General features: G+C 62.0%; 18 protein-coding genes. 11 read left to right on the top strand and 7 right to left on the bottom strand.

What is annotated here, in order from left to right; translation table 11 throughout:
- The first annotated feature begins 93 nt into the window (after positions 1-93).
- The 3 genes from PAE61_RS10935 (at position 94) to gluQRS (ending at position 3,047) form a co-directional block, all read left to right on the top strand.
- Positions 94-552, top strand: coding sequence for an Hsp20 family protein (locus tag PAE61_RS10935; RefSeq protein ID WP_271112419.1), 459 nt, complete (start codon positions 94-96; stop codon positions 550-552).
- Between the two features lie 336 nt (positions 553-888).
- Complete coding sequence (gene trmFO, locus PAE61_RS10930; protein ID WP_271112418.1) at positions 889-2,223, top strand: methylenetetrahydrofolate--tRNA-(uracil(54)-C(5))-methyltransferase (FADH(2)-oxidizing) TrmFO; 1,335 nt, start codon at positions 889-891, stop codon at positions 2,221-2,223.
- Positions 2,205-3,047 carry a tRNA glutamyl-Q(34) synthetase GluQRS gene (gene gluQRS, locus PAE61_RS10925; protein WP_271112417.1) on the top strand — a complete coding sequence of 281 codons (843 nt, stop codon included), beginning with the start codon at positions 2,205-2,207 and terminating at the stop codon, positions 3,045-3,047. Before trmFO ends, gluQRS begins: the two co-directional genes overlap by 19 nt.
- A gap of 48 nt (positions 3,048-3,095) precedes the next feature.
- On the opposite strand, the gene hisI is transcribed toward gluQRS, so the two are convergent.
- Positions 3,096-3,455: a phosphoribosyl-AMP cyclohydrolase gene (hisI, locus tag PAE61_RS10920; RefSeq protein ID WP_271112416.1), complete on the bottom strand. Its 360-nt coding sequence runs from the start codon at positions 3,453-3,455 to the stop codon at positions 3,096-3,098.
- A 58-nt stretch (positions 3,456-3,513) separates the two neighbouring features.
- Here hisI and PAE61_RS10915 point away from each other — a divergent pair, with 58 nt between their 5' ends.
- Positions 3,514-3,954, top strand: coding sequence for an iron-sulfur cluster assembly scaffold protein (locus PAE61_RS10915; protein ID WP_271112415.1), 441 nt, complete (start codon positions 3,514-3,516; stop codon positions 3,952-3,954).
- Positions 3,955-4,022: 68 nt separating this feature from the next.
- On the opposite strand, the gene PAE61_RS10910 is transcribed toward PAE61_RS10915, so the two are convergent.
- Both PAE61_RS10910 and PAE61_RS10905 read right to left on the bottom strand, forming a co-directional pair.
- The gene (locus PAE61_RS10910; protein WP_271112414.1) at positions 4,023-5,357 is read right to left on the bottom strand and encodes a M20 family metallopeptidase; all 1,335 of its coding nucleotides are present in this window, start codon (positions 5,355-5,357) and stop codon (positions 4,023-4,025) included.
- Positions 5,358-5,507: 150 nt separating this feature from the next.
- Complete coding sequence (locus PAE61_RS10905) at positions 5,508-6,278, bottom strand: alpha/beta fold hydrolase (protein WP_271112413.1); 771 nt, start codon at positions 6,276-6,278, stop codon at positions 5,508-5,510.
- 73 nt (positions 6,279-6,351) lie between these two features.
- Between PAE61_RS10905 and PAE61_RS10900 the strand changes: the two genes are divergently transcribed.
- From PAE61_RS10900 to PAE61_RS10890, 3 genes are read left to right on the top strand one after another with little or no spacing between them, the layout of a single operon-like run.
- Positions 6,352-6,735 carry a hypothetical protein gene (locus tag PAE61_RS10900; RefSeq protein ID WP_271112412.1) on the top strand — a complete coding sequence of 128 codons (384 nt, stop codon included), beginning with the start codon at positions 6,352-6,354 and terminating at the stop codon, positions 6,733-6,735.
- 58 nt (positions 6,736-6,793) lie between these two features.
- Entirely contained in the window at positions 6,794-8,107 is a 1,314-nt protein-coding gene (gene miaB / locus PAE61_RS10895; protein WP_271112411.1) for a tRNA (N6-isopentenyl adenosine(37)-C2)-methylthiotransferase MiaB, read from the top strand.
- A complete protein-coding gene (locus tag PAE61_RS10890; RefSeq protein ID WP_271112410.1) occupies positions 8,104-8,439 on the top strand; it encodes a DMT family transporter in 336 nt (111 codons plus the stop codon). The genes miaB and PAE61_RS10890 overlap by 4 nt, the downstream gene beginning before the upstream one ends.
- A 39-nt stretch (positions 8,440-8,478) precedes the next feature.
- On the opposite strand, the gene PAE61_RS10885 is transcribed toward PAE61_RS10890, so the two are convergent.
- The 3 genes from PAE61_RS10885 to gatB all read right to left on the bottom strand — a co-directional run bounded on the left by PAE61_RS10885 (position 8,479) and on the right by gatB (position 11,011).
- Complete coding sequence (locus PAE61_RS10885; RefSeq protein WP_271112409.1) at positions 8,479-8,928, bottom strand: DUF4177 domain-containing protein; 450 nt, start codon at positions 8,926-8,928, stop codon at positions 8,479-8,481.
- Between the two features lie 62 nt (positions 8,929-8,990).
- Complete coding sequence (locus PAE61_RS10880; protein ID WP_271112408.1) at positions 8,991-9,500, bottom strand: hypothetical protein; 510 nt, start codon at positions 9,498-9,500, stop codon at positions 8,991-8,993.
- Positions 9,497-11,011 (bottom strand): Asp-tRNA(Asn)/Glu-tRNA(Gln) amidotransferase subunit GatB, encoded by a 1,515-nt coding sequence (gene gatB, locus PAE61_RS10875; protein ID WP_271112407.1) that lies wholly within the window; start codon positions 11,009-11,011, stop codon positions 9,497-9,499. The genes PAE61_RS10880 and gatB overlap by 4 nt, the downstream gene beginning before the upstream one ends.
- 239 nt (positions 11,012-11,250) lie before the next feature.
- Between gatB and PAE61_RS10870 the strand changes: the two genes are divergently transcribed.
- From PAE61_RS10870 to PAE61_RS10855, 4 genes are all read left to right on the top strand, one after another.
- On the top strand, positions 11,251-11,919 hold the full coding sequence (locus PAE61_RS10870) for a transglycosylase SLT domain-containing protein (protein ID WP_271112406.1): 669 nt from the start codon (positions 11,251-11,253) through the stop codon (positions 11,917-11,919).
- Between the two features lie 182 nt (positions 11,920-12,101).
- Complete coding sequence (locus tag PAE61_RS10865; RefSeq protein WP_271112405.1) at positions 12,102-13,712, top strand: (2,3-dihydroxybenzoyl)adenylate synthase; 1,611 nt, start codon at positions 12,102-12,104, stop codon at positions 13,710-13,712.
- Entirely contained in the window at positions 13,709-13,933 is a 225-nt protein-coding gene (locus tag PAE61_RS10860; RefSeq protein WP_271112404.1) for a phosphopantetheine-binding protein, read from the top strand. The genes PAE61_RS10865 and PAE61_RS10860 overlap by 4 nt, the downstream gene beginning before the upstream one ends.
- Entirely contained in the window at positions 13,917-17,714 is a 3,798-nt protein-coding gene (locus PAE61_RS10855) for an amino acid adenylation domain-containing protein (RefSeq protein WP_271112403.1), read from the top strand. The genes PAE61_RS10860 and PAE61_RS10855 overlap by 17 nt, the downstream gene beginning before the upstream one ends.
- 152 nt (positions 17,715-17,866) lie before the next feature.
- Here PAE61_RS10855 and PAE61_RS10850 read toward each other — a convergent pair whose 3' ends face one another.
- Positions 17,867-19,249, bottom strand: a complete 1,383-nt coding sequence (locus tag PAE61_RS10850; RefSeq protein WP_271112402.1) for a dipeptidase — start codon at positions 19,247-19,249, stop codon at positions 17,867-17,869.
- Between the last annotated feature and the right edge of the window lie 88 nt (positions 19,250-19,337).

Genomic DNA, 19,337 nt, shown 5'->3' with positions numbered 1-19,337 from the left:
ATTCCTGACACGGGACGCCAGAACGGGTCCTGTCACCCGCCGCCCGGCTGTCCGGGGGCATAACATAGACATCGCTTCGAAAGGATGTATCACATGCGTAGCTTTGATCGCGCACCGCTTTACCGCGCCTCTGTCGGCTTTGACCGTATGGCCGATCTTATGGACCGCGCCCTGTCTGCAGACAGCGCAACCCAGTCCTATCCCCCTTATAACATTGAAAAAACCGGCGAGGATGCCTATCGTATCTCTATCGCTGTTGCAGGCTTCGCTGCCGACGATCTGAATGTCGAGCTACGCGACGGCTCGGTGATCGTCTCGGCAAAGAAAGCCGAAGAGGATGACAGCCGCAGCTTCCTGCATCGCGGCATCGCCACCCGCGCCTTCGAGCGCCGCTTCACCCTGGCCGAGCATATCCGCGTCGAGGGTGCCTCGCATCAGGACGGCATGCTGCATATCGACCTGATCCGCGAAGTCCCCGAAGCCCTGAAACCTCGCCAGATCGCGATTGAACGGGTCGAGGGCACCAAGCGCGTCGAGAAGCTGGACGCCTGAGCCTGAGCTGAACTGACCGATAAAGGCGCGGGGAAACCCGCGCCTTTTTGCGTCCCGAGGCGTTGTCCAGACTCCATGCCCGGAATCAAGGGGCGCAGCCCCGCCGGGCAGCGTCCGGCCGCCCCCTCGGGCGGACGCTTTGGTGCCGGTCCGTGTCGAACAATCGTTCAGCGGGATTGCGCAATAAAGTGCTCTGGCCGAAGGTGGTGCGTCCGCCCGGGCCTGACACTGCCCTCTGCCGTGCGGATATGTTCGGGTGGGATTTAGCTGCGTATGATATGGACAGCACAGGCCTTCGGCTTGCACCGCCAGCCAACAACCATTAGCTCCCCGCTCATGGAACCCGTTCACATCATCGGCGCCGGTCTGACCGGCTCGGAAGCTGCGTGGCAGATCAGCCGCGCGGGCGTCCCCGTCGTGCTGCATGAGATGCGGCCCGTTGTCGAAACCTTCGCCCATAAGACCGGCGATTTCGCGGAGATGGTCTGTTCGAACTCTTTCCGTTCGGATGATGATGAGAATAACGCCGTCGGCCAGCTTCACTGGGAAATGCGGCAGGCTGGCGGGCTGATCATGGCGATGGCCGACCGGCATAAACTGCCCGCAGGCGGCGCTTTGGCGGTGGACCGCGAGGCGTTCTCGGCAGATGTCACCGCCGCACTTCGTGCGGAACCGCTGATCACCGTCGAGACCGGAGAGATCACTGCGTTGCCCGCCGAAGGAAGCTGGATCATCGCGACGGGTCCGCTGACCTCTGCGGCACTGGGCGATGCGATACGGGCCGAGACCGGGTCAGAGTCGCTGGCTTTCTTCGATGCGATCGCGCCCATTGTCTATGCCGATACGATCGACATGGATATTGCATGGCGGCAATCCCGCTATGACAAGGGCGAGACCGAGGAAGAGCGCACCGCCTATATCAACTGCCCGATGACGCGCGAGGAATACGAGGCGTTCATCGACGCGCTGCTCGCCGCCGACAAGACCGAGTTCCACGAGGGCGAAACCGCCGGTTATTTCGATGGTTGTCTGCCCATCGAGGTCATGAGCGAACGCGGCCGCGAGACGCTGCGCCACGGGCCGATGAAGCCGGTCGGGCTGACCAATGCCCATAAGCCCGAGGAAAAACCCTATGCGGTTGTGCAGCTTCGCCGGGATAATGCACTGGGAACGCTGTATAATATTGTTGGTTTCCAGACCAAGATGAAATACGGTGCACAGACCGATGTGTTCCGCATGATCCCCGGCCTGCAAAATGCCGGATTCGCGCGGCTTGGCGGGATTCACCGGAACAGTTTTCTGAACTCTCCCACGCTGCTGGATGATCGGATGCGGCTGCGCAAGCGGCCCAATCTGCGCTTTGCCGGTCAGGTGACCGGGGTGGAAGGCTATGTCGAAAGTGCTGCGATGGGGCTGCTGGCCGGACGGATGGCGGCGGCAGAGGCTGCGGGCCGTGATCTGGCCCCGCCGCCGGGCACGACTGCGATGGGCGCTCTGATCCACCACATCACCGGCGGGGCCGAGGCGAAGACCTTCCAGCCGATGAACGTCAATTTCGGCCTGTTCCCCCCGGTCGAGGCCAAGGGCGGGCGGCGTGGCCGCAAGGATCGCTATCCGGCCTATACGAACCGCGCCAAGCAGGATTTCAGCGCATGGCTGGCAGGGGCGTGACGCGTACCCGTTTTGCGCCCTCACCCACGGGGCTGTTGCATCTTGGCCACGCGTTTTCAGCATTCGTGGCGGCGGAAAAATCCAGTTCCGGGCAGTTTCTGCTGCGGATCGAGGATATCGACCGCGACCGCTGCAAGCCGGAATTCGAAGACGCTATTTTCGAGGATCTGGCGTGGCTGGGGTTACAGTGGCGTCAGCCGGTGATGCGGCAATCGGAGCGGCTAGAGATCTATCGGGACGCGTTGTCCTATCTGTCCGATCTGGGCGTGACCTATCCCTGTTCCTGCACGCGCGGTGATATCAAGGGGGCGCTTTCGGCCCCTCAGGAGGGCGTGCCGATCCACGGGCCGGATGGGCTGATCTATCCCGGCACCTGCCGGGGAAGGCCGATGCGGGATCTGCGCGACGGGGATGTGATCCGGCTGGATACGGGGCGGGCGTTTGACCTTCTGCGCGACAATATGCTGAGCTTTCGCGACGGGCGCGTACATGTTCTCAGCCGCGATGCGTTTCTGAGAGGGATCGGGGATGTGATCCTTGCGCGGCGGGGGATGGGGACTTCCTATCATCTTTCGGTGGTGCTGGACGATGCGGCGCAGGGGATCGATCTGGTGACACGCGGGCTGGATCTGTTCGATTCGACATGGATCCATGTGCTGCTGCAACGCCTGCTGGATCTTGAGACGCCGGAATATCACCATCACCGTCTGATCCGGGATGCGGACGGCAAGCGGCTGGCCAAGCGCGACGATGCGCGGAGTCTGAGGGCGCTGCGCGATGATGGGGTGAGTCCGGCAGAAATCCGGGCGATGGTGGGTATGTAACCCCGGCCCGGAACAAGGGGCGAAGCCCCGGCGGGCCAGCGTCGAGGGCTACTCCGCCGTCGGCGCCATGATCTCGACTTCCTCACCATCTCGTATCGCCGTATAAAAACAGCTTCGCCGGTTGGTGTGGCAGGCCGGTCCCTCCTGTTGAACCAGCACCAGCAGGCAGTCGCGGTCGCAATCGACGCGCATCTCGACGAGCTTCTGAACATGGCCGGAGGTCTCGCCCTTGATCCAGAATGACTGTCGCGAGCGTGACCAATAGGTCACCCGCCCGGTTTGCAGACTGCGCGTTACGGCCTCGGCATTCATCCATGCCATCATCAGCACATCGCCGCTTTCCGCATCCTGCGCAATGGCGGGGATCAGCCCGTTTGCGTCGAAACGCAGGGTGGTTGGGTCGAGCATTTGCTTTCCTTTCACGGTCCCGATCCCTATCTAGGCATTCAGCCACGCGGGGGAAACCATGTCCGACGCCGATATGATGCAGCTTTATTCCAAGCGGATACTCGCCCTTGCGGCGGATATCCCACATCTCGGCACGATCGAGAGCCCTCAGGGCAGCGCAAAGCGACGTTCTCCGCAATGCGGATCGACGGTGACCGCGCATCTGCGAATGGAAAACGGTCGCATCAGTGATTTCGGACAGGAGGTCAGGGCCTGCGCGTTGGGGCAGGCCTCGGCGGCGGTTCTGGGACAGAATGTGCTGGGGGCGAGCCGCGATGATATCGAACGCGGCACGCGGGAGCTGACCGCGATGCTGAAGGAAAACGGCCCGGTTCCGGCTGCGCCCTGGGACGGGCTGGAGGTGCTGATCCCGGCGCGGGACTATCCGAACCGGCATGCCTCGATCCTGCTGGCGTGGCAGGCGACGCTGGAGGCGATGGATCAGGCCGAATCCGGCTGATCCGGTTGGGGTTCCGGGCGACGCGAAGGCCGGACGCCGCCCGGTAACGCAGATCAGTGCCGCAAGGCTTATTCGCCCTGCTGGATTTGCCTTGCAATCATGATCGCCGCCATCTTGGTGCTGGCGATCAGCGAATCCACCGTGGATTCCTCACGCGAGGAATGAATGCCGGTCGACATCACACCCAACCCGTCAATGCTGGGAAGTCCGACGCTTTGCGCAATCGAGCCATCCGTGCCGCCGCCCGACACGTCGGTCTCGGTGATCGGCTCTCCGCCAAGCTGAGCTGACAGCCCCATCGCTTCGGCGATCAGCGCGTCCACCTCGTCATTCTGCTCCTTGACGGGGCGGTGCAGCACGACCCAGCTTTCGACTGCCGGAACATCGGGGTAATCGGGGTTGCTGACCACGGTGGTGGCGGCGATTTCCTCGATCCCGGCTTTCAGTTCCTCACCGGCCTCGGGCGTCAGATAGCGCATGTCGATATAGGCCTCCGCACAGCCCGGTATGGTGTTGCGCTTTTCGCCTCCGCTCATCGTGCCGGTATTCACGGTCGAGCCCTTGTCGTAATCGGTCAGCTTCTCGACCTCGATGATCTTATGCGCCATTTCCAGATTGGCCGACACGCCCTCTTCGTGATTGGCACCGGCATGAGCCTCGCGCCCGCGAACCAGCAGCCGGGCCTGACCCAAGCCTTTGCGTTCGCGTGTCATCTTGCCGGGAGGCGAGGATTCGAAAATCAACCCGACATCGTTTTCTTCGGCCAGAGCCAGGATAAGTTCCCGCGATCCGAGAGAGCCGATTTCCTCGTCGCTGTTGAAGGCCACGGTGATATTGGCGTCGTCCAGCAGGCCCTGTTCGTTGATCGCACGCAGAGCGTTCAGCATCACCACGATACCGCCCTTCATATCGCCCACGCCGGGACCTTTCAGCGTGCCGTCCTCTTCGATCACGAGTTCTTGAAACTCATCACCGGCGGGGAAAACCGTGTCCATATGACCGTTCAGAAAGATCCGGCGCGGCGAGTTGCCTTCGATCCGCCCGACCAGATTATCCGCAAACGCCATTTCGCCGCCTTTGCAGGTCAGGATTTCGACCGAATCGGCAGTGTGGATTTCGGTCGCGAAGCCCAGTTCTTCCAGATCCGCCTGAAGCACGTCGCGATAGGCGTCGATCCCTTCGATATTCTCGGTGCCTGTATTCATGCCGACATGCTGGGACAATTCGTCGATGATGGATTGCCGGTTCTGATCCACCCAGTCGATCATCGCCTGCTCGGCCTCGCTGATCGTAATCTCGGCAGGGGTGACCTCTTGCTGAGCGATGGCGGTCGCCGGGATGGCAGCGAACAGCCCAAATATCGCGGCAGAGACGACATGTGATTTTTTGTTGAATGAATGCATTTTCCCTCCTCCTTGGTAGCTTGGACCCAGGATGATCCGTCTGTCATTTGAGCGCGACGGGCAGAGGCTGTAAAGCCATGCGCTTGGACAGGGTGCCATATCGCAGCCCTATGCCAGAGGGTGCTGCCAAGTGCGAAAGCCGCGGCCCGGTCAGTTCAGGAATTCGGTGACCGCATCGGCGACAAGTGTCGGCTCCTCGGCATGAAGCCAATGCCCGCAACCCTCGATATAGCGAAGCTCGGCTTGCGGGAAATACGCATGAATCGCATCCGCAGCGGGGCCTTTTGCTGCATAATCAGAGGCTCCGCCGGCAAGGAACAGGGTGGGGCCGTCAAATGCCGCTTTGTCCAGCCCGTCGGGCCAGCCAACCAGATTGTCCATCTGATCCGAAAGAACATCGAGATTCAGTTTCCAGACCGGCGGATCGGCCTTCAGGTCGAGGCTTTGCAGCAGGAATGCCCGCACACCGGGATCGTCCACCGTCTTTGCCAGACGTTTATCCGCCTCGGAGCGCAGCTTCAGCCCGTCCAGATCCAGCCCCTGCATGGCATTCAGATACTGCATCTGATCGTGGGAATATGCGATCGGCGCGATATCCATCACCACCAGCTTTCGCACACGCTTGGGCTGAGAAAGCGCCAGTGCCATCGCGGCCTTGCCGCCCATCGAGTGCCCCACCACATCGGCCGCGCCGCCATGCGCTGCAATCACCTCGGCCAGATCGCTGGCCAGAGCCGGATAGCTGTGATCGGGATCATGCGGCGAATCGCCATGATTGCGCATATCGACCGAGATCACCTTGCGCGTCTCGCCAAGCCTGCGCGCCAGACCGCCAAGATTGCGGGCCGAGCCGAAAAGCCCATGCGCCAGAATCACGGGCACATCGCCGTTATCCTCACCGGAAATAATCGTGTTCAGCATCATAACGCCACCCTAGCGGCTCTGGATCGTGTCCGCCAGCCGCTCTATGCTGCGCTTAACGAAGAGGGACAGGATGACGCCATTAAACGTGCGAAGCTGGGCCGAGGAGGTCGCTGTGCTGATGGCCACGCGGCTTGGAGGCGTGCGCCGGGGCGAGGATGTCAGCCTTGAAACGATGATCCGTCGCCGGGGCGGCGCCTTGCCGCGCAATCTGTTGAAAAAGGCGGAAATCCTGCGCGAGGCCGAGCTGGTGACCAACGCGCCGAAGATCGCCCGCCAGACCGATTTCCGGGCAGCGGCGCAGGCGCATGCCGATCTGGTCGCCTATCTGAAACCCTTCGGGCGGGTCACGCGGGTACAGCAGAGAGCGACGAATTTCGCGGCTTCGGTGGTGTTCGGTCTGCTTGTTCTGGGTATCTTCGTGATCTGGGTTCTGGTCTGGCAGGGGTTCATCTAGCGCCGCTTTGCTTTGCCGGTGCTTTCCGCTAGAACGCCCGCTGCAAAGGAATCCGAAAATGGCCGAACCGAAGAAGCTTTTCATCAAGACCTATGGCTGTCAGATGAATGTCTATGACAGCTCGCGCATGGCCGAGGCGATGGGCGCGGATGGCTATGTCCTGACCGAAAATCAGGCCGAGGCGGATATGGTTCTGCTGAACACCTGCCATATCCGGGAAAAAGCGGCCGAGAAGCTGTATTCCGATCTGGGCCGACTGAAGCCGTTCAAGGCGGAAAAGCCGGATCTGAAAATCGCCGTGGCGGGCTGCGTAGCGCAGGCCGAGGGCGAGGAAATCGTGAACCGGATGCCTCTGGTCGATCTGGTGGTCGGGCCGCAAAGTTATCACAAGCTGCCCGCAATGGCCCGCGGCGAAGGCCCGCGCGTGCTGACCGAGTTCCCCGAGGAAGACAAGTTCGACCATCTGCCGCAAGCCCGCGCGACCCGCCGCGCGCCGACCGCGTTTCTGACAGTGCAGGAAGGCTGCGACAAGTTCTGCGCCTTCTGTGTGGTGCCCTATACGCGCGGGGCCGAAGTGTCGCGCCCGGTCGAGCGGATCATCTCCGAGGCGCGCGATCTGGTCGCGCGCGGGGTGCGCGAAATTACCCTTTTGGGGCAGAATGTGAATGGCTGGCACGGGGCAGGGGCCGATGGGCGCGAATGGCAGTTCGGGCGGCTCATTCGGGCGATTGCCGAAATCGACGGGCTGGACCGCATCCGCTATACGACCAGCCATCCCAACGACATGACCGACGACCTGATCGAGGCGCATGGGGATGAACCCAAGCTGATGCCCTATCTGCATCTGCCGGTTCAGTCCGGCAGCGACCGCGTGCTGAAGGCGATGAATCGCAAGCACACTGCAGATGCCTATCTGCGCCTGATCGACCGCATCCGCGCCGCGCGGCCGGATATCATGCTGACCTCGGATTTCATTGCCGGTTTTCCGGGCGAGACCGATCAGGATCACCGCGACACGCTGCGGCTGATTGAAGAGGTCGGCTATGGCAGTGCGTTCAGCTTTAAATATTCGCCGCGTCCGGGAACGCCTGCGGCGGGGCGCGAAGAAGTGCCTTCGGATGTCGCCGATGCGCGGTTGCAGGAATTGCAGGCTTTGCTGAGCCGCCAGCAAAAAGCCGCGCAGGAATCGATGGTGGGCCGTCGCCTTGGCGTGCTGTTCGAGAAGAAGGGCCGCGAGGCCGGGCAGATGGTCGGCAAATCGGATTACCTGCACTCGGTTTTCGTCGAGGCACCAGATGCGAAGATCGGCGAACTGGTTGAAGTCGAGATCACCCATTCCGCCCCGAATTCCTTGGCCGGGAGGCTGATATGATCCCTGTCTGGGGCTGGCTTGGCGGCGCAATCCTGCTGGAGGTGATCGGGACGACCGCGCTGCAGCAATCGGCGCAGTTTACCCGGATCGTGCCGACTTTGGTGATGGCGGTGTGTTACGGGCTGTCATTCTATGCGCTGTCTGTGGTGGTTCAGACCATGCCGATGGGGGTGGTTTATGCGATCTGGTCGGGTACTGGGATTGCGCTGATCTCTCTGATCGGCGTGGCGTTTCTGAACCAGCATCTTGACGCGGCGGGGGTGATCGGGATTGCGCTGATCGCCGCCGGGGTCGTGATCATCAACATGTTCTCCAGCGCCAACCCGCACTGAGCGGGACCCGGCGCAAGAAATACCCCGGAGCCGCGCAGATCATTCTGCCCCGGGTTTTTCCGGTGTCCGCATCTTTTCCGAGAAGATCGGAGAGCCGGTCTCATCGGCCTTGCGATCATCCGGCGCTACGGTGGCGTTGGTCGGCAGTGTCGCTTCCGGGTCGCCTGCTGGGGGTGTCACCGGGGGCGTCACGCTAGGGGGACGCGGTGCCGCAGCCGGTTGCGCAGCAGGTGCATCTGCACGCCGCTTCCCGGCAGAGACCGGACGGCGGAAGATCAGCAGGTTATGGAACAGTGTCGTGCGTCCGGTCAGGCCGCTGCGCTCTTCTGACGGCAGGGTCTCTGCCCGCAGATATTCCCATCCCTGAGCAGCCATGACATTGATCGCCTCGGTCAGCGTCACAGCATAGCGATCCGCCGGAGTTTTGCTGCCCTTGGTCTTTTCGCTTCGTGCCGGAGCCGGTACGGCGCTGTATTCGTATTCCTGCATGAGCTGTCCCTCTTTGTGTTGTCCGATTCTTAGTGCATCCGGCGCGTCCAGTTCCAGCCCTGTTACGACGGAGAATCGTGATTGGGTTTGAACTTTCCCATAAGCCAGACCCCGAGGAACAGCCCGGCTTCGGTCTGAAGCAGGCAAAGCAGAAATTGCATAAACAGGACGCCAAGAACAATCGGCAGGGTGCTGATCTGAAACAGCATCACCAGAGTTGTCAGGACTTTCCCGGTCAGATCGCCGCTATGCGCCTGCTGCGGCAGGATGATCATGAAGAAGGTCATCAGGGCGAAGATCAGCGTTTGCGATACAAAAAGAAGGCCAGCCATCAGCCAGCTATAAGGGCGGCGCATGGCCCATCCCGGATATGCTGGCAAATGACGACGCCAGACCATCCCTGCAATAATCGCTGCCAGAACCGGGACGAGTGACAGGGCAATCTCGGCAGATGCCGGGGTCGGATTGCCGCCTTTCACGATGCCGAACCACCAGATCGCCAGCATCAGCGGCAATGCGATGGCAAGAAACACTCCGGCCAGCTTCCATCTGCCCGGAGCCTGTTGCGTCATCCGCCCAGCTTCTTCGCCACCAGCTCGTTGACCGCCGCCGGGTTCGCTTTGCCGCCGGTCGCCTTCAGCACCTGACCGACGAACCAGCCTGCAAGTTTCGGGTTCTGCTTGGCCTTTTCGACCTGAGCGGGGTTTTCAGCGATGATCTTGTCCACGACAGCCTCGATCGCGCCCAGATCGGTGACCTGCTTCATGCCGCGTTTTTCGACGATCTCGGCGGGGTTGCCGCCTTCGGTCCAGACGATCTCGAACAGATCCTTGGCGATCTTGCCCGAGATATCGCCCTTGGCGATCAGGTCGATAATGCCGCCAAGCTGGCCGGCGGAGACGGGCGAAGTCTCGACGGTCAAATCCTCTTTGTTCAGCCTGCCGAAAAGCTCATTGATGACCCAGTTTGCGGCGGTTTTGCCATCGCGGCCATGCGCCACTTTCTCGAAATAATCGGCATTCTCGACCTCGGCGGTCAACACACCTGCATCGTATTCGGACAGGCCCATATCCCTGACAAAACGGGCTTTCTTGGTGTCGGGCAGTTCGGGCATGCTTGCGCCGATATCGTCCACCCAGGCCTGTTCGATTTCCAGCGGCAGCAGATCGGGGTCGGGGAAATAGCGGTAATCATGCGCTTCTTCCTTGGATCGCATCGACCGGGTTTCGCCCTTGTCCGGGTCGTAAAGCCGGGTTTCCTGCACGATGCTGCCGCCGTCTTCGATAATGGCGATCTGGCGGCGGGCTTCATATTCGATGGCCTGCTGGATGAAACGCAGCGAGTTCATGTTCTTGATCTCGCAACGCGTGCCCAGATGGCTGAAATCCTGCGTTTCCTGATAGCGTTCGTAATCGCCCGGCTTGCAGACCGAGACATTCACATCGGCGCGCAGATTGCCGTTCTGCATATTGCCGTCGCATGTGCCCAGATAACGCATGATCTGGCGCAGCTTTGACACATAGGCCGCCGCTTCCTCAGGGCCGCGAATGTCGGGTCGGCTGACGATTTCCATCAGGGCGACGCCGGTACGGTTGAAATCGACGAAGGACATGTTCGGATCCATGTCGTGGATCGACTTGCCCGCATCCTGTTCCAAGTGGATGCGCTCGATCCGCACCCGCCGCGCGATGCCCGGACCCATATCGACGATGATTTCGCCCTCTCCGACGATGGGATGGTAAAGCTGGCTGATCTGATAGCCCTGCGGCAGATCGGGGTAGAAATAATTCTTGCGGTCGAAGGCGCTGCGCAGATTGATTTCTGCCTTAAGCCCCAATCCGGTCTTCACCGCCTGCGCCACGCAGAATTCGTTAATCACCGGCAGCATTCCCGGCATGGCCGCATCGACGAAGGCCACATTGCTGTTGGGTTCCGCGCCGAATGTCGTCGACGCCCCCGAAAACAGCTTGGCGTTCGAGGAGACCTGCGCGTGAACCTCCAGCCCAATCACCAGCTCCCAATCCGAGGTGGCACCGGCGATGCGCTTGGGTTCAGGGGTGGTAAATTCGAGATGATCGAGCATGTTTCTGTCCTGTCTGCTTGTCCCGGTTTCTATGCCGAGCCGCGCTGACGGGCAATAGCGGCAGCATGAATCGGGGCGCTGCTATATTGGAATCGGTCGAATATTCTTCTGCGCTGCACGTTGATCAGGGTCGGGACGGCTTAACGCAGCTTATGACAGGGTGCTCCCGAAGCTTTTACCGAAACGATATTTGCGTCTGGTCAAGTATCGGATAACGCAAAGCAGAGAAGAATAAACGCATGATGGGACAGATGGGTTTTGGATCAAGGATCGCGGTTGCGGCGGCGCTTTGCCTGTCTCTGGCAGCTTGCGACAGCGCCTCGACAGGAAAACCGGCGGTTGAGGCGCCGAGACTGGCGGCGAACGCGCCCGAAGAAATGCAGGTCGCGGCGACCCGGCGAACACAGGCCGGTCAGCTTCCCGCAATGCACTGGGACGGTACGGATAGAAGCCGCGAATGGACACGGGCGACGCTGGCAGCACTTGATACGGAAGGGGCTGCTCTGATGTCGCGTGTGCCTTCGGATGTAATGGAGTTTTGTCCTTCTTATGCGGCCCAGACCACGGAAAACCGCCGTGCCTTCTGGGCCGGTCTTCTGTCGGCTCTGGCGCGGTATGAAAGCAGTCATAACCCTGCCGCCAAAGGGGCTGGCGGGCGATATCTCGGGCTGATGCAGATTTCCCCGGCAACCGCGCGGAATTACGGGTGCAGCGGTTCGATGCTGAACGGATCCGAGAATATGGCCTGCGCCGTTCGGATCGTCGCGCGTCAGGTGGGGCGGGATAATGCGGTCGCACGGTCCGGTCAGGGCTGGGGTGGTGTGGCGCGGGACTGGATGCCGATGCGGAGCGCATCGAAACGCAACCTCATCGCCGGATGGACCAGCCGTCAAAGCTATTGCCGCTGACGTACAGATGCCGTGGCATGGCTGTCCGGCCTGTGTGGCGGTCTCGCCTTTGCTCATAAATTCTGACCGATTTGGTTGCCTTTTTGTCCCGGCAGAGTCAGAACGCGACTGACAGGCAAGAAAGGTCGCGAATATGGCGCGTGGTGTTATCCTTCACTGCCCGGTATCCGGGAGGTTTGCATATGAGCGGTAACGCACCCGTCCAGATCTGGCCCGAGAGCTTTGCCGAGAGATATCGCGCCGAAGGCTGGTGGACCGGCGAGACCTTCCCGGCGTTTCTGCGCAGCCGCGCCGCAGATCATGGCGACCGTCTGGCTGTGACCGGGCCGCGCAGGCTGAGCTATAGGCAGCTTCTGGACGAAGCCGAGGCCAATGCGCGGCGCTTTGCCGGGGTAGGGCTGCGGCCCGGCGACCGGGTTGTGATGCAGCTTCCGAACGGTCCCGATTTCCTGCCTTTGGTTTTCGGGCTGTTCTGCGCCGGGCTTATCCCGGTCTATGCGTTGCCCGCCCATCGCGACACCGAGATCGCGCATTTCCTGCAACGCTCGGAGGCCGCGGCCTATCTGATCGAGGACCGTTTCGAGGGCTTCGATTATCGCGAACTCGCCGGGCGCGTGGCCGGGGATCTGCCCGTATTCGTGCATGGCGAGGGCGGAGATTTCACGGCTGTATCCTCTCTGCCCGATACCGGCGAATTGCCGCCCGATCCGGACCCGCAAAGCGTGGCGTTCCTGCAGATTTCCGGCGGCAGCACGGGGTTGTCGAAGCTGATCCCGCGGACGCATGACGATTATCTTTACTCGGTCCGTGAAAGTGCGCGGATCTGCGGGCTGACACCGGATGACGTGTTCATGACCGCTCTGCCTGCCGCGCATAATTTTCCGATGAGCAGTCCCGGCTTTCTGGGTGCGCTCTCGGCGGGAGCGGCAGTGCTGATGTGTCCCAATCCCGCCCCGCAAATGGCGTTCGAGCTGATTGCCGAACATGGCGTGACCATGACCGGGCTGGTTCCGCCCCTGGCGCTGAACTGGTTGCAGGCGGCGCGGGTGATGAAGCCTGACCTGTCCTCTTTGCGGGTGATGCAGGTGGGCGGTGCCAAGCTGATCCCGGAGGTCGCTGCGCGGATCGGCCCCGAGCTGGGGTGTCAGTTGCAGCAGGTCTTCGGCATGGCGGAAGGGCTGGTGAATTATACACGGCTCGACGATCCCGAGGATATCGTCATCGAAAGCCAGGGCCGCCCGATCAGCCCCGGCGATGAGGTGCTGGTGCTGGACGATGACGGCAATCCGGTGGCGGAGGGCCAGCCGGGCAACCTGCTGACGCGCGGGCCCTATACGATCCGCGCCTATCACAATGAACCTGCCGCGAATGCCCGCAGCTTCACTGAGGACGGGTTTTACCGGACCGGCGATATCGTGAAGCGTCTGCCCTCGGGGCATCTGGTGGTGCAGGGCAGGGCGGGCGATCATATCAACCGCGCCGGAGAGAAGATCTCTGCCGAGGAAATCGAGGATCACCTTCTGGCGCATCCCGGTATTTTCGATGCGGCGGTTGTCTCGGTCCCTGACGATCATCTGGGCGAGCGAAGCTGTGCCTTTATCATCCCCGAGGGGGAAAAGCCGCGCGTCGCCGATATCCGCGCCTTCATGCGCGGCCGGGGCATTGCAGCGTTCAAGATCCCCGATCAGATCGTGTTCACGGAAAATTTCGAAACCACGGCTGTCGGCAAGATCAGCCGCAAGGCGCTGCGGGCCGCGCTGCGCGATCAGTTGCTGAAAGAGGAAAGCGCATGACCAGAGACAAGATGCGGGCCGATCTGGCGAAGCTGCTGCATGTCGAGCCGTCGGAGATCGGCGATGATGACAATCTGATGGATCTCGGGCTTGATTCGATGCGCGTCATGGATCTTCTGCTGCGGTGGGAGTCAGAGGGGCTCAAGACCGATTTCAGCCGCTTTTTCGAGGCGACGACCCTGCAGGAATGGTGGCAGGCCGCCAATGGACAGCCTGCCTGAGATGTGGTTTCCGCTGACCGAGGCGCAGGAAGGCCTGTGGTATGCGCAGGTCTCGCACCCTGACAGCCCGATCCTGAATACCGGACAGTATCTAGAACTGCGCGGCGATCTTGATCTGCCCGCCTTCCGCCGTGCCGTCGAGAGGGCGATTGCCGAGACAGAGGCGCTGCGTCTGATCTTCCGCGACGGGAAGGAGGGGCCGGAACAAAGCCTCGATGCGCCTCCGGTCATGGAAGAAGCGGATCTGACGCTGCATGACCATCCCGAAGCCGAGGCGCTTGCCCGGATGCAGGCCGATAGCGATCAGGCGGTGGATCTGAGGCAGGGGCCGGTGGCGGCGTTTTCGCTGTTCCGCATCGGTGAGGATCGCTGGTTCTGGTATCAGCGCGTCCATCATCTGGCGATTGACGGCTATGGTTTCGTGCTGCTGACCAATCAGGTGGCAGCCTATTATTCGGCATTTCTGGGCGATGCAGAGCCTCCGGCACCGCTTGCGCCGCTCAGCCGTGTTCTGGATGAAGATGCCGCGTGGCGGGTCGATCCGCGCCGCGATGCGCAACGTGTATGGTGGCAGGAGCGCCTTGCCGATCCGCCCGAAATCACCGGCCCCGCCCCGGGTCGGGCGGTCAGCGGGCATCGCTTCATCCGCCATGCGCAACCCATGCCGCATGATCTGAGCCGTGGTCTGCGCGAACTGGCCGATGAGGCCCGCGTCAGTTGGGCGGACGCGCTGACGGCACTTTGCGGCGCGTGGCTGCGGCGGTGGTCCGGGCCGGACACGGTGATCGGCGTTCCGGCAATGAACCGCATGGGGTCCCGGGCGGCGCGTGTGCCTGCAATGGTGATGAATGTGCTGCCTTTGCGGCTGGATCAGCCCGAAAATGGCTCGGTCAGCGAATATCTGGCGGCGGTCGGCGCGGCGCTGCGCGATGCCCGCCGCAATGGCCGCTATCGCAGCGAGTATCTGCGCCGCGATCTGAGGCTGATCGGAGGGGCGCGGCGACTTTATGGTCCTCTGGTCAATGTCCAGCCTTTCGATGTGGCGCCGAAAATGACCGGGCTCGATGTCGATCTGCATATTCTCGGCGCCGGGGCGGTGGATGATCTGACGCTGACCTTCCGGGGCAATGCCGCGCCGGATCTTTGGTTCGAGATCGACGCCAATCCCGATCTGTACGACCTGCCGGGGATTCGCGCCCATGCTGCGCGTCTGCTGGATTTCCTGCGCGGCGCGATTGCGTCCCGCGACCTGATGCGCGTGGCAACCGCCGGTGAGGATGATAAATCTCTTGCCGCACGGGTCAATAATACGGCGCGTGATCTGCCGAACACCACGCTTGCCGCGCTGATCGACGCGCAGATGACCGCGACACCCCAGGCTGATGCGGTCGTGGACGGGGCCGGGACGCTCAGCTATGCCGATCTTGACCGGCGCTCCGCTGCACTTGCTGCATATCTGGTAAAGCAGGGCGCGAAGGGGCGCGTCGTTGCCGTCATGCTGGACCGCTCGACCGATCTGGTCGTGGGGCTGCTGGCATGTCTGCGGGCCGGGGCGGCGTATCTACCGCTCGATCCCGAGCATCCCCGTGCCCGCATCGACGATATTCTGGAACAGGCCGATCCGGTTGCGATCCTGACCGACCGCGATCTGCCCTGTGCTTTCCATCCGGGCCACTGGCCGCAGGCGGGGGCCGCACCAGAGGGACCTGCTCCGGGCGATGCGGCCTATGTGATTTTCACCTCTGGCTCGACCGGCAAGCCCAAAGGCGTGGTGATCGAACACCGCGCCATCGTCAACCGTCTGATCTGGATGCGCGAGCATTACGGCATCACTGCCCGCGACCGCATTCTGCAGAAAACCCCGGCCACGTTCGATGTATCGGTATGGGAGTTCTTTCTGCCGCTGATATCCGGCGCGACACTGGTCATGGCCCCGCCCGAAGCGCATCGCGATCCCGCTGCCATCGCCGCACTGATCCGCGAGCACCGGATTACGGCTGTGCATTTTGTGCCCTCGATGCTGTCGGTCTTTCTGCAATCTCCGGCCAGTGAGGGGCTGACCATCCCGCGCGTTTTCTGTTCGGGCGAGGCTCTGCCTGCCGATCTGGCGCGGCGCTTTCATGCAAGGATCGGCGGTGCGCTGCATAATCTCTATGGCCCGACCGAGGCCGCCGTGGATGTCAGCTTTTTCCAGCCCGATGCCGGTGTCAGCGATCCCCTGCCGATAGGCTGGCCGGTCTGGAATACCGGGCTGCATGTGCTGGATAATCTCATGCGTCCGGTGCCTCCGGGGCTGGCGGGTCAGCTTTACCTGTCGGGTGTGCAACTGGCGCGGGGATATCTGGGGCGGCCCGATCTGACGGCGGAACGGTTCGTGATGCATGACGGCACAAGGCTTTACGCAACCGGCGATCTGGCGATGCGGCGGGAAGACGGCGCGGTGATCTTCCTTGGCCGGATGGATCATCAGGTCAAGCTGCGCGGCCTGCGGATCGAGCTTGGAGAGATCGAAACCGCCTTGCGCGAGCAACCGGGCGTCGAGGGTGCCGCGGTGATGCTGCATGATGACCGGATCGTCGCATGGGTCGCAGGCAGTGCCGCGACAGAGGGGCTTGAGGCCGCCTTAACCGCGAGGCTGCCATCCTATATGCTGCCCTCCGCCTGGGTCAGGCTGGACGCTCTGCCGGTCACCGCGAATGGCAAGCTGGACCGCAAGGCGCTTCCCGCGCCGGCATTCACCGATACAAGCGATGCGCCTGCCACGGCTGACGAGGCCCGGCTTGCGGCCCTGTTTGCCGAGATTCTGGGCCTGAAGACATCTCCCGGACGAGGGGCGGATTTCTTTGCGCTTGGCGGGGATTCGCTGTCTGCGGTGCGGCTGATCCTGCGCATTGAGGAAGAATTCGGCCACGATCCCGGTCTTGGCGCGGTGCTGGAAAATCCGGTTCTGGCGGATCTGGCGCGGGTGCTGAATACGCGCGGACAAGGGCCTGACTATGGAATTTCTCCGTTGATCCGGCTTTCAGAGGGGGCGGGAAATACGCTGTTCGTGATCCACCCGGCAGGGGGATTGTCATGGAATTATCGGCATCTGGCGCGGGAACTTGATCCAAGACGTCCAGTGCGGGGGATGCAGTCTCCCGGGCTGACCATGCCGCTTTCGCCTGACAGCCTGCTGTCAGTGGCGGAAGATTATGCGGCGCGGATCGCCTTCAGCCAGCCCGAGGGCGTGATCCATCTGGCGGGGTGGTCTATTGGCGGCATCATTGCGCAGGAAGTGGCTGTCAGCCTTGCCGAAAAGGGACGCCGGACCGGGATCGTCGCGCTGCTTGACGCCTATCCGGCGGATGTCTGGCGGGAAGAGCCGGACCCGGACGATGCGGCGGCGCTGCGGGCCTTGCTGGCGATCGCGGGTTTTGACCCGGATGCATATCAAAATCTGGACAGCGCCGGGGCCGTGACGGAGTTCCTGCGCCAAAGCGGCTCGGCGCTTGGATCATTGCCCGGGCCGGTTCTGGACGGTGTGGTGCGGGTCGTGTCGGGCAATAACCGGCTTCTGCGGGCGCATCACCACCGGCGCTATGACGGAGAGCTGATCCATCTCCGGGCGGGCCGGGATCACAGGGACCGCCCGGATCTGATCGCGGATCGCTGGCAAGCCTATGCGCGGAATATCGTCCCGCATGAACTGCCCTTCCTGCATTCGGAACTGACCGGACCAGAGGCAAGCCGGATGATTGCCCCGATCCTCTCAGATGCAATGAGCGCGGCGGAGCGATAGGGAACAGGTTTTCGCGTTAAGCGACGCATGTTCCGGTAAACGAGGACCTGCCAGATGCTGAAGCGACTGGCAGGCACGGCGATGAGATATCGGCCCTGAACCGAAGCATGTCACCGGCGGCTGCGCCCTGAGAAGGGCCTCCGCCGAGACCGTTACCGCAATGAGGCCAGAATGTGCGCCCAGCTTCTCGCCCCTTTCGAGAAGCTTTCGACATTGTATTTCTCATTCGGTGAGTGGATGCGGTCATCGTCGCGACCGAAACCGATCAGCATCGAATCCATCCCCAGAATGCGCTTGAAATCCCCTGCAATCGGGATCGAGCCGCCCATGCCGATAAACACCGCCTCACGCCCCCATTCCTCGGTCAGCGCGGTTTTGGCCGACTCGAAAGCCGGATCCGATGTGTCCATGACCGAGGCCGGAGAGCCGCCATGTTCGTGGAACTCGACCGAGCAATCCTCAGGAAGATGGGCGCGGATATGGGCGCGGAAGGCGTCGCGGATCCGGGCCGGGTCCTGCGTGCCGGTCAGGCGGAAGCTGATCTTGGCGCGGGCCTCTGCGGGAAGGACGGTTTTGAAACCGTCTCCGGTATAGCCCCCGGTTATACCGTTGATTTCCGCCGTGGGCTGATTCCAGACCATTTCCAGCGGCAGGCGGCCTTTTTCTCCGACAGGATGCTTCAGCCCGACGCGGGACAGGAACTCTTGGGCGTCGAAATCAAGCGCCTCCCAGTCCCGGCGCAGCGCGTCAGACAGATCTTCGACGCCGTCATAGAACCCGTCCAGTGTCACGCGGCCGTTCTCATCCTTCAGAGCCGCAAGCGCGTTGCACAGGATCTGAAGCGGATTCGCAGCCAGCCCGCCGAAACTGCCCGAATGCAGATCGCGATCGGCGGCCCGGATGATCACCTCTTCCCCAACAAGCCCGCGTAGCTGGGTGGCAATGGCGGGTCTGCCATCCGATGACAGCCCGGTATCGCAGATCAGCGCCAGAGACTGCGCCAATTCGTCGCGGTTCGCCTTCAGGAAGGGGACCAGAGAGGGCGATCCAGATTCCTCTTCGCCTTCGAACAGCAGGACCAGCCCCGGAGGCAGATCGCCGTTCACCGCTTTCCATGCCCGGCAGGCCTCGATGAAGGTCATCAACTGTCCCTTATCGTCGGACGCACCACGCCCGCGAATGACCTGACCGTCATCGCTATCCTCGATTGCAGGCTCGAAGGGCGGGGTTGTCCATAATTCCAGCGGATCTACCGGCTGCACATCGTAATGACCGTAGAAAAGCAAGGGTCTGGTATCGCCGGGCGCGGTCTTGGCCACAACCATCGGATGCCCGGTCGTGTCCCGGATCTCGGCACTGAAACCAAGCCCGGTCAGCTCATCCCGAAGCCAGCTTGCAGCGTCCCTGACATCGCCGTCATGAGCCGGGTCGGTCGAGATTGACGGGATGCGCAGAAACTCCATGAGGCGGTCCAGAGCCTGCGGCAAATCGGCGTCGAGGCGGTCCAGTATATCATCGAGATTATGGTCGGCCATGATGTTCCTGACTGTTTTTCTCGGGTTGCGCTTTGGTTAACAAGAGGGATTTTCAAGAAAATTTGCCCTGTAACTCGCGGCGTTTGAC

The sequence above is a fragment of the Paracoccus aerodenitrificans genome (genome assembly GCF_027913215.1).
GTDB classification, from domain to species: domain Bacteria; phylum Pseudomonadota; class Alphaproteobacteria; order Rhodobacterales; family Rhodobacteraceae; genus Paracoccus; species Paracoccus aerodenitrificans.
The sequence above is the reverse complement of the archived record's forward strand: the minus strand, read 5'-3'. Positions and strand labels throughout refer to the sequence as shown.

Coding starts and splice junctions, on each gene's coding strand:
- hisI (WP_271112416.1), bottom strand. CDS start 3,455: ATGCTCGACCCAACCACCCTGCGTTTCGACGCAAACGGGCTGATCCCC.
- gatB (WP_271112407.1), bottom strand. CDS start 11,011: ATGCTCGATCATCTCGAATTTACCACCCCTGAACCCAAGCGCATCGCC.
- PAE61_RS10910 (WP_271112414.1), bottom strand. CDS start 5,357: ATGCATTCATTCAACAAAAAATCACATGTCGTCTCTGCCGCGATATTT.
- PAE61_RS10915 (WP_271112415.1), top strand. CDS start 3,514: ATGTCCGACGCCGATATGATGCAGCTTTATTCCAAGCGGATACTCGCC.
- miaB (WP_271112411.1), top strand. CDS start 6,794: ATGGCCGAACCGAAGAAGCTTTTCATCAAGACCTATGGCTGTCAGATG.
- PAE61_RS10865 (WP_271112405.1), top strand. CDS start 12,102: ATGAGCGGTAACGCACCCGTCCAGATCTGGCCCGAGAGCTTTGCCGAG.
- PAE61_RS10870 (WP_271112406.1), top strand. CDS start 11,251: ATGATGGGACAGATGGGTTTTGGATCAAGGATCGCGGTTGCGGCGGCG.
- PAE61_RS10905 (WP_271112413.1), bottom strand. CDS start 6,278: ATGCTGAACACGATTATTTCCGGTGAGGATAACGGCGATGTGCCCGTG.
- PAE61_RS10900 (WP_271112412.1), top strand. CDS start 6,352: ATGACGCCATTAAACGTGCGAAGCTGGGCCGAGGAGGTCGCTGTGCTG.
- PAE61_RS10890 (WP_271112410.1), top strand. CDS start 8,104: ATGATCCCTGTCTGGGGCTGGCTTGGCGGCGCAATCCTGCTGGAGGTG.
- PAE61_RS10885 (WP_271112409.1), bottom strand. CDS start 8,928: ATGCAGGAATACGAATACAGCGCCGTACCGGCTCCGGCACGAAGCGAA.
- trmFO (WP_271112418.1), top strand. CDS start 889: ATGGAACCCGTTCACATCATCGGCGCCGGTCTGACCGGCTCGGAAGCT.
- PAE61_RS10860 (WP_271112404.1), top strand. CDS start 13,709: ATGACCAGAGACAAGATGCGGGCCGATCTGGCGAAGCTGCTGCATGTC.
- gluQRS (WP_271112417.1), top strand. CDS start 2,205: ATGGCTGGCAGGGGCGTGACGCGTACCCGTTTTGCGCCCTCACCCACG.
- PAE61_RS10880 (WP_271112408.1), bottom strand. CDS start 9,500: ATGACGCAACAGGCTCCGGGCAGATGGAAGCTGGCCGGAGTGTTTCTT.
- PAE61_RS10935 (WP_271112419.1), top strand. CDS start 94: ATGCGTAGCTTTGATCGCGCACCGCTTTACCGCGCCTCTGTCGGCTTT.
- PAE61_RS10855 (WP_271112403.1), top strand. CDS start 13,917: ATGGACAGCCTGCCTGAGATGTGGTTTCCGCTGACCGAGGCGCAGGAA.
- PAE61_RS10850 (WP_271112402.1), bottom strand. CDS start 19,249: ATGGCCGACCATAATCTCGATGATATACTGGACCGCCTCGACGCCGAT.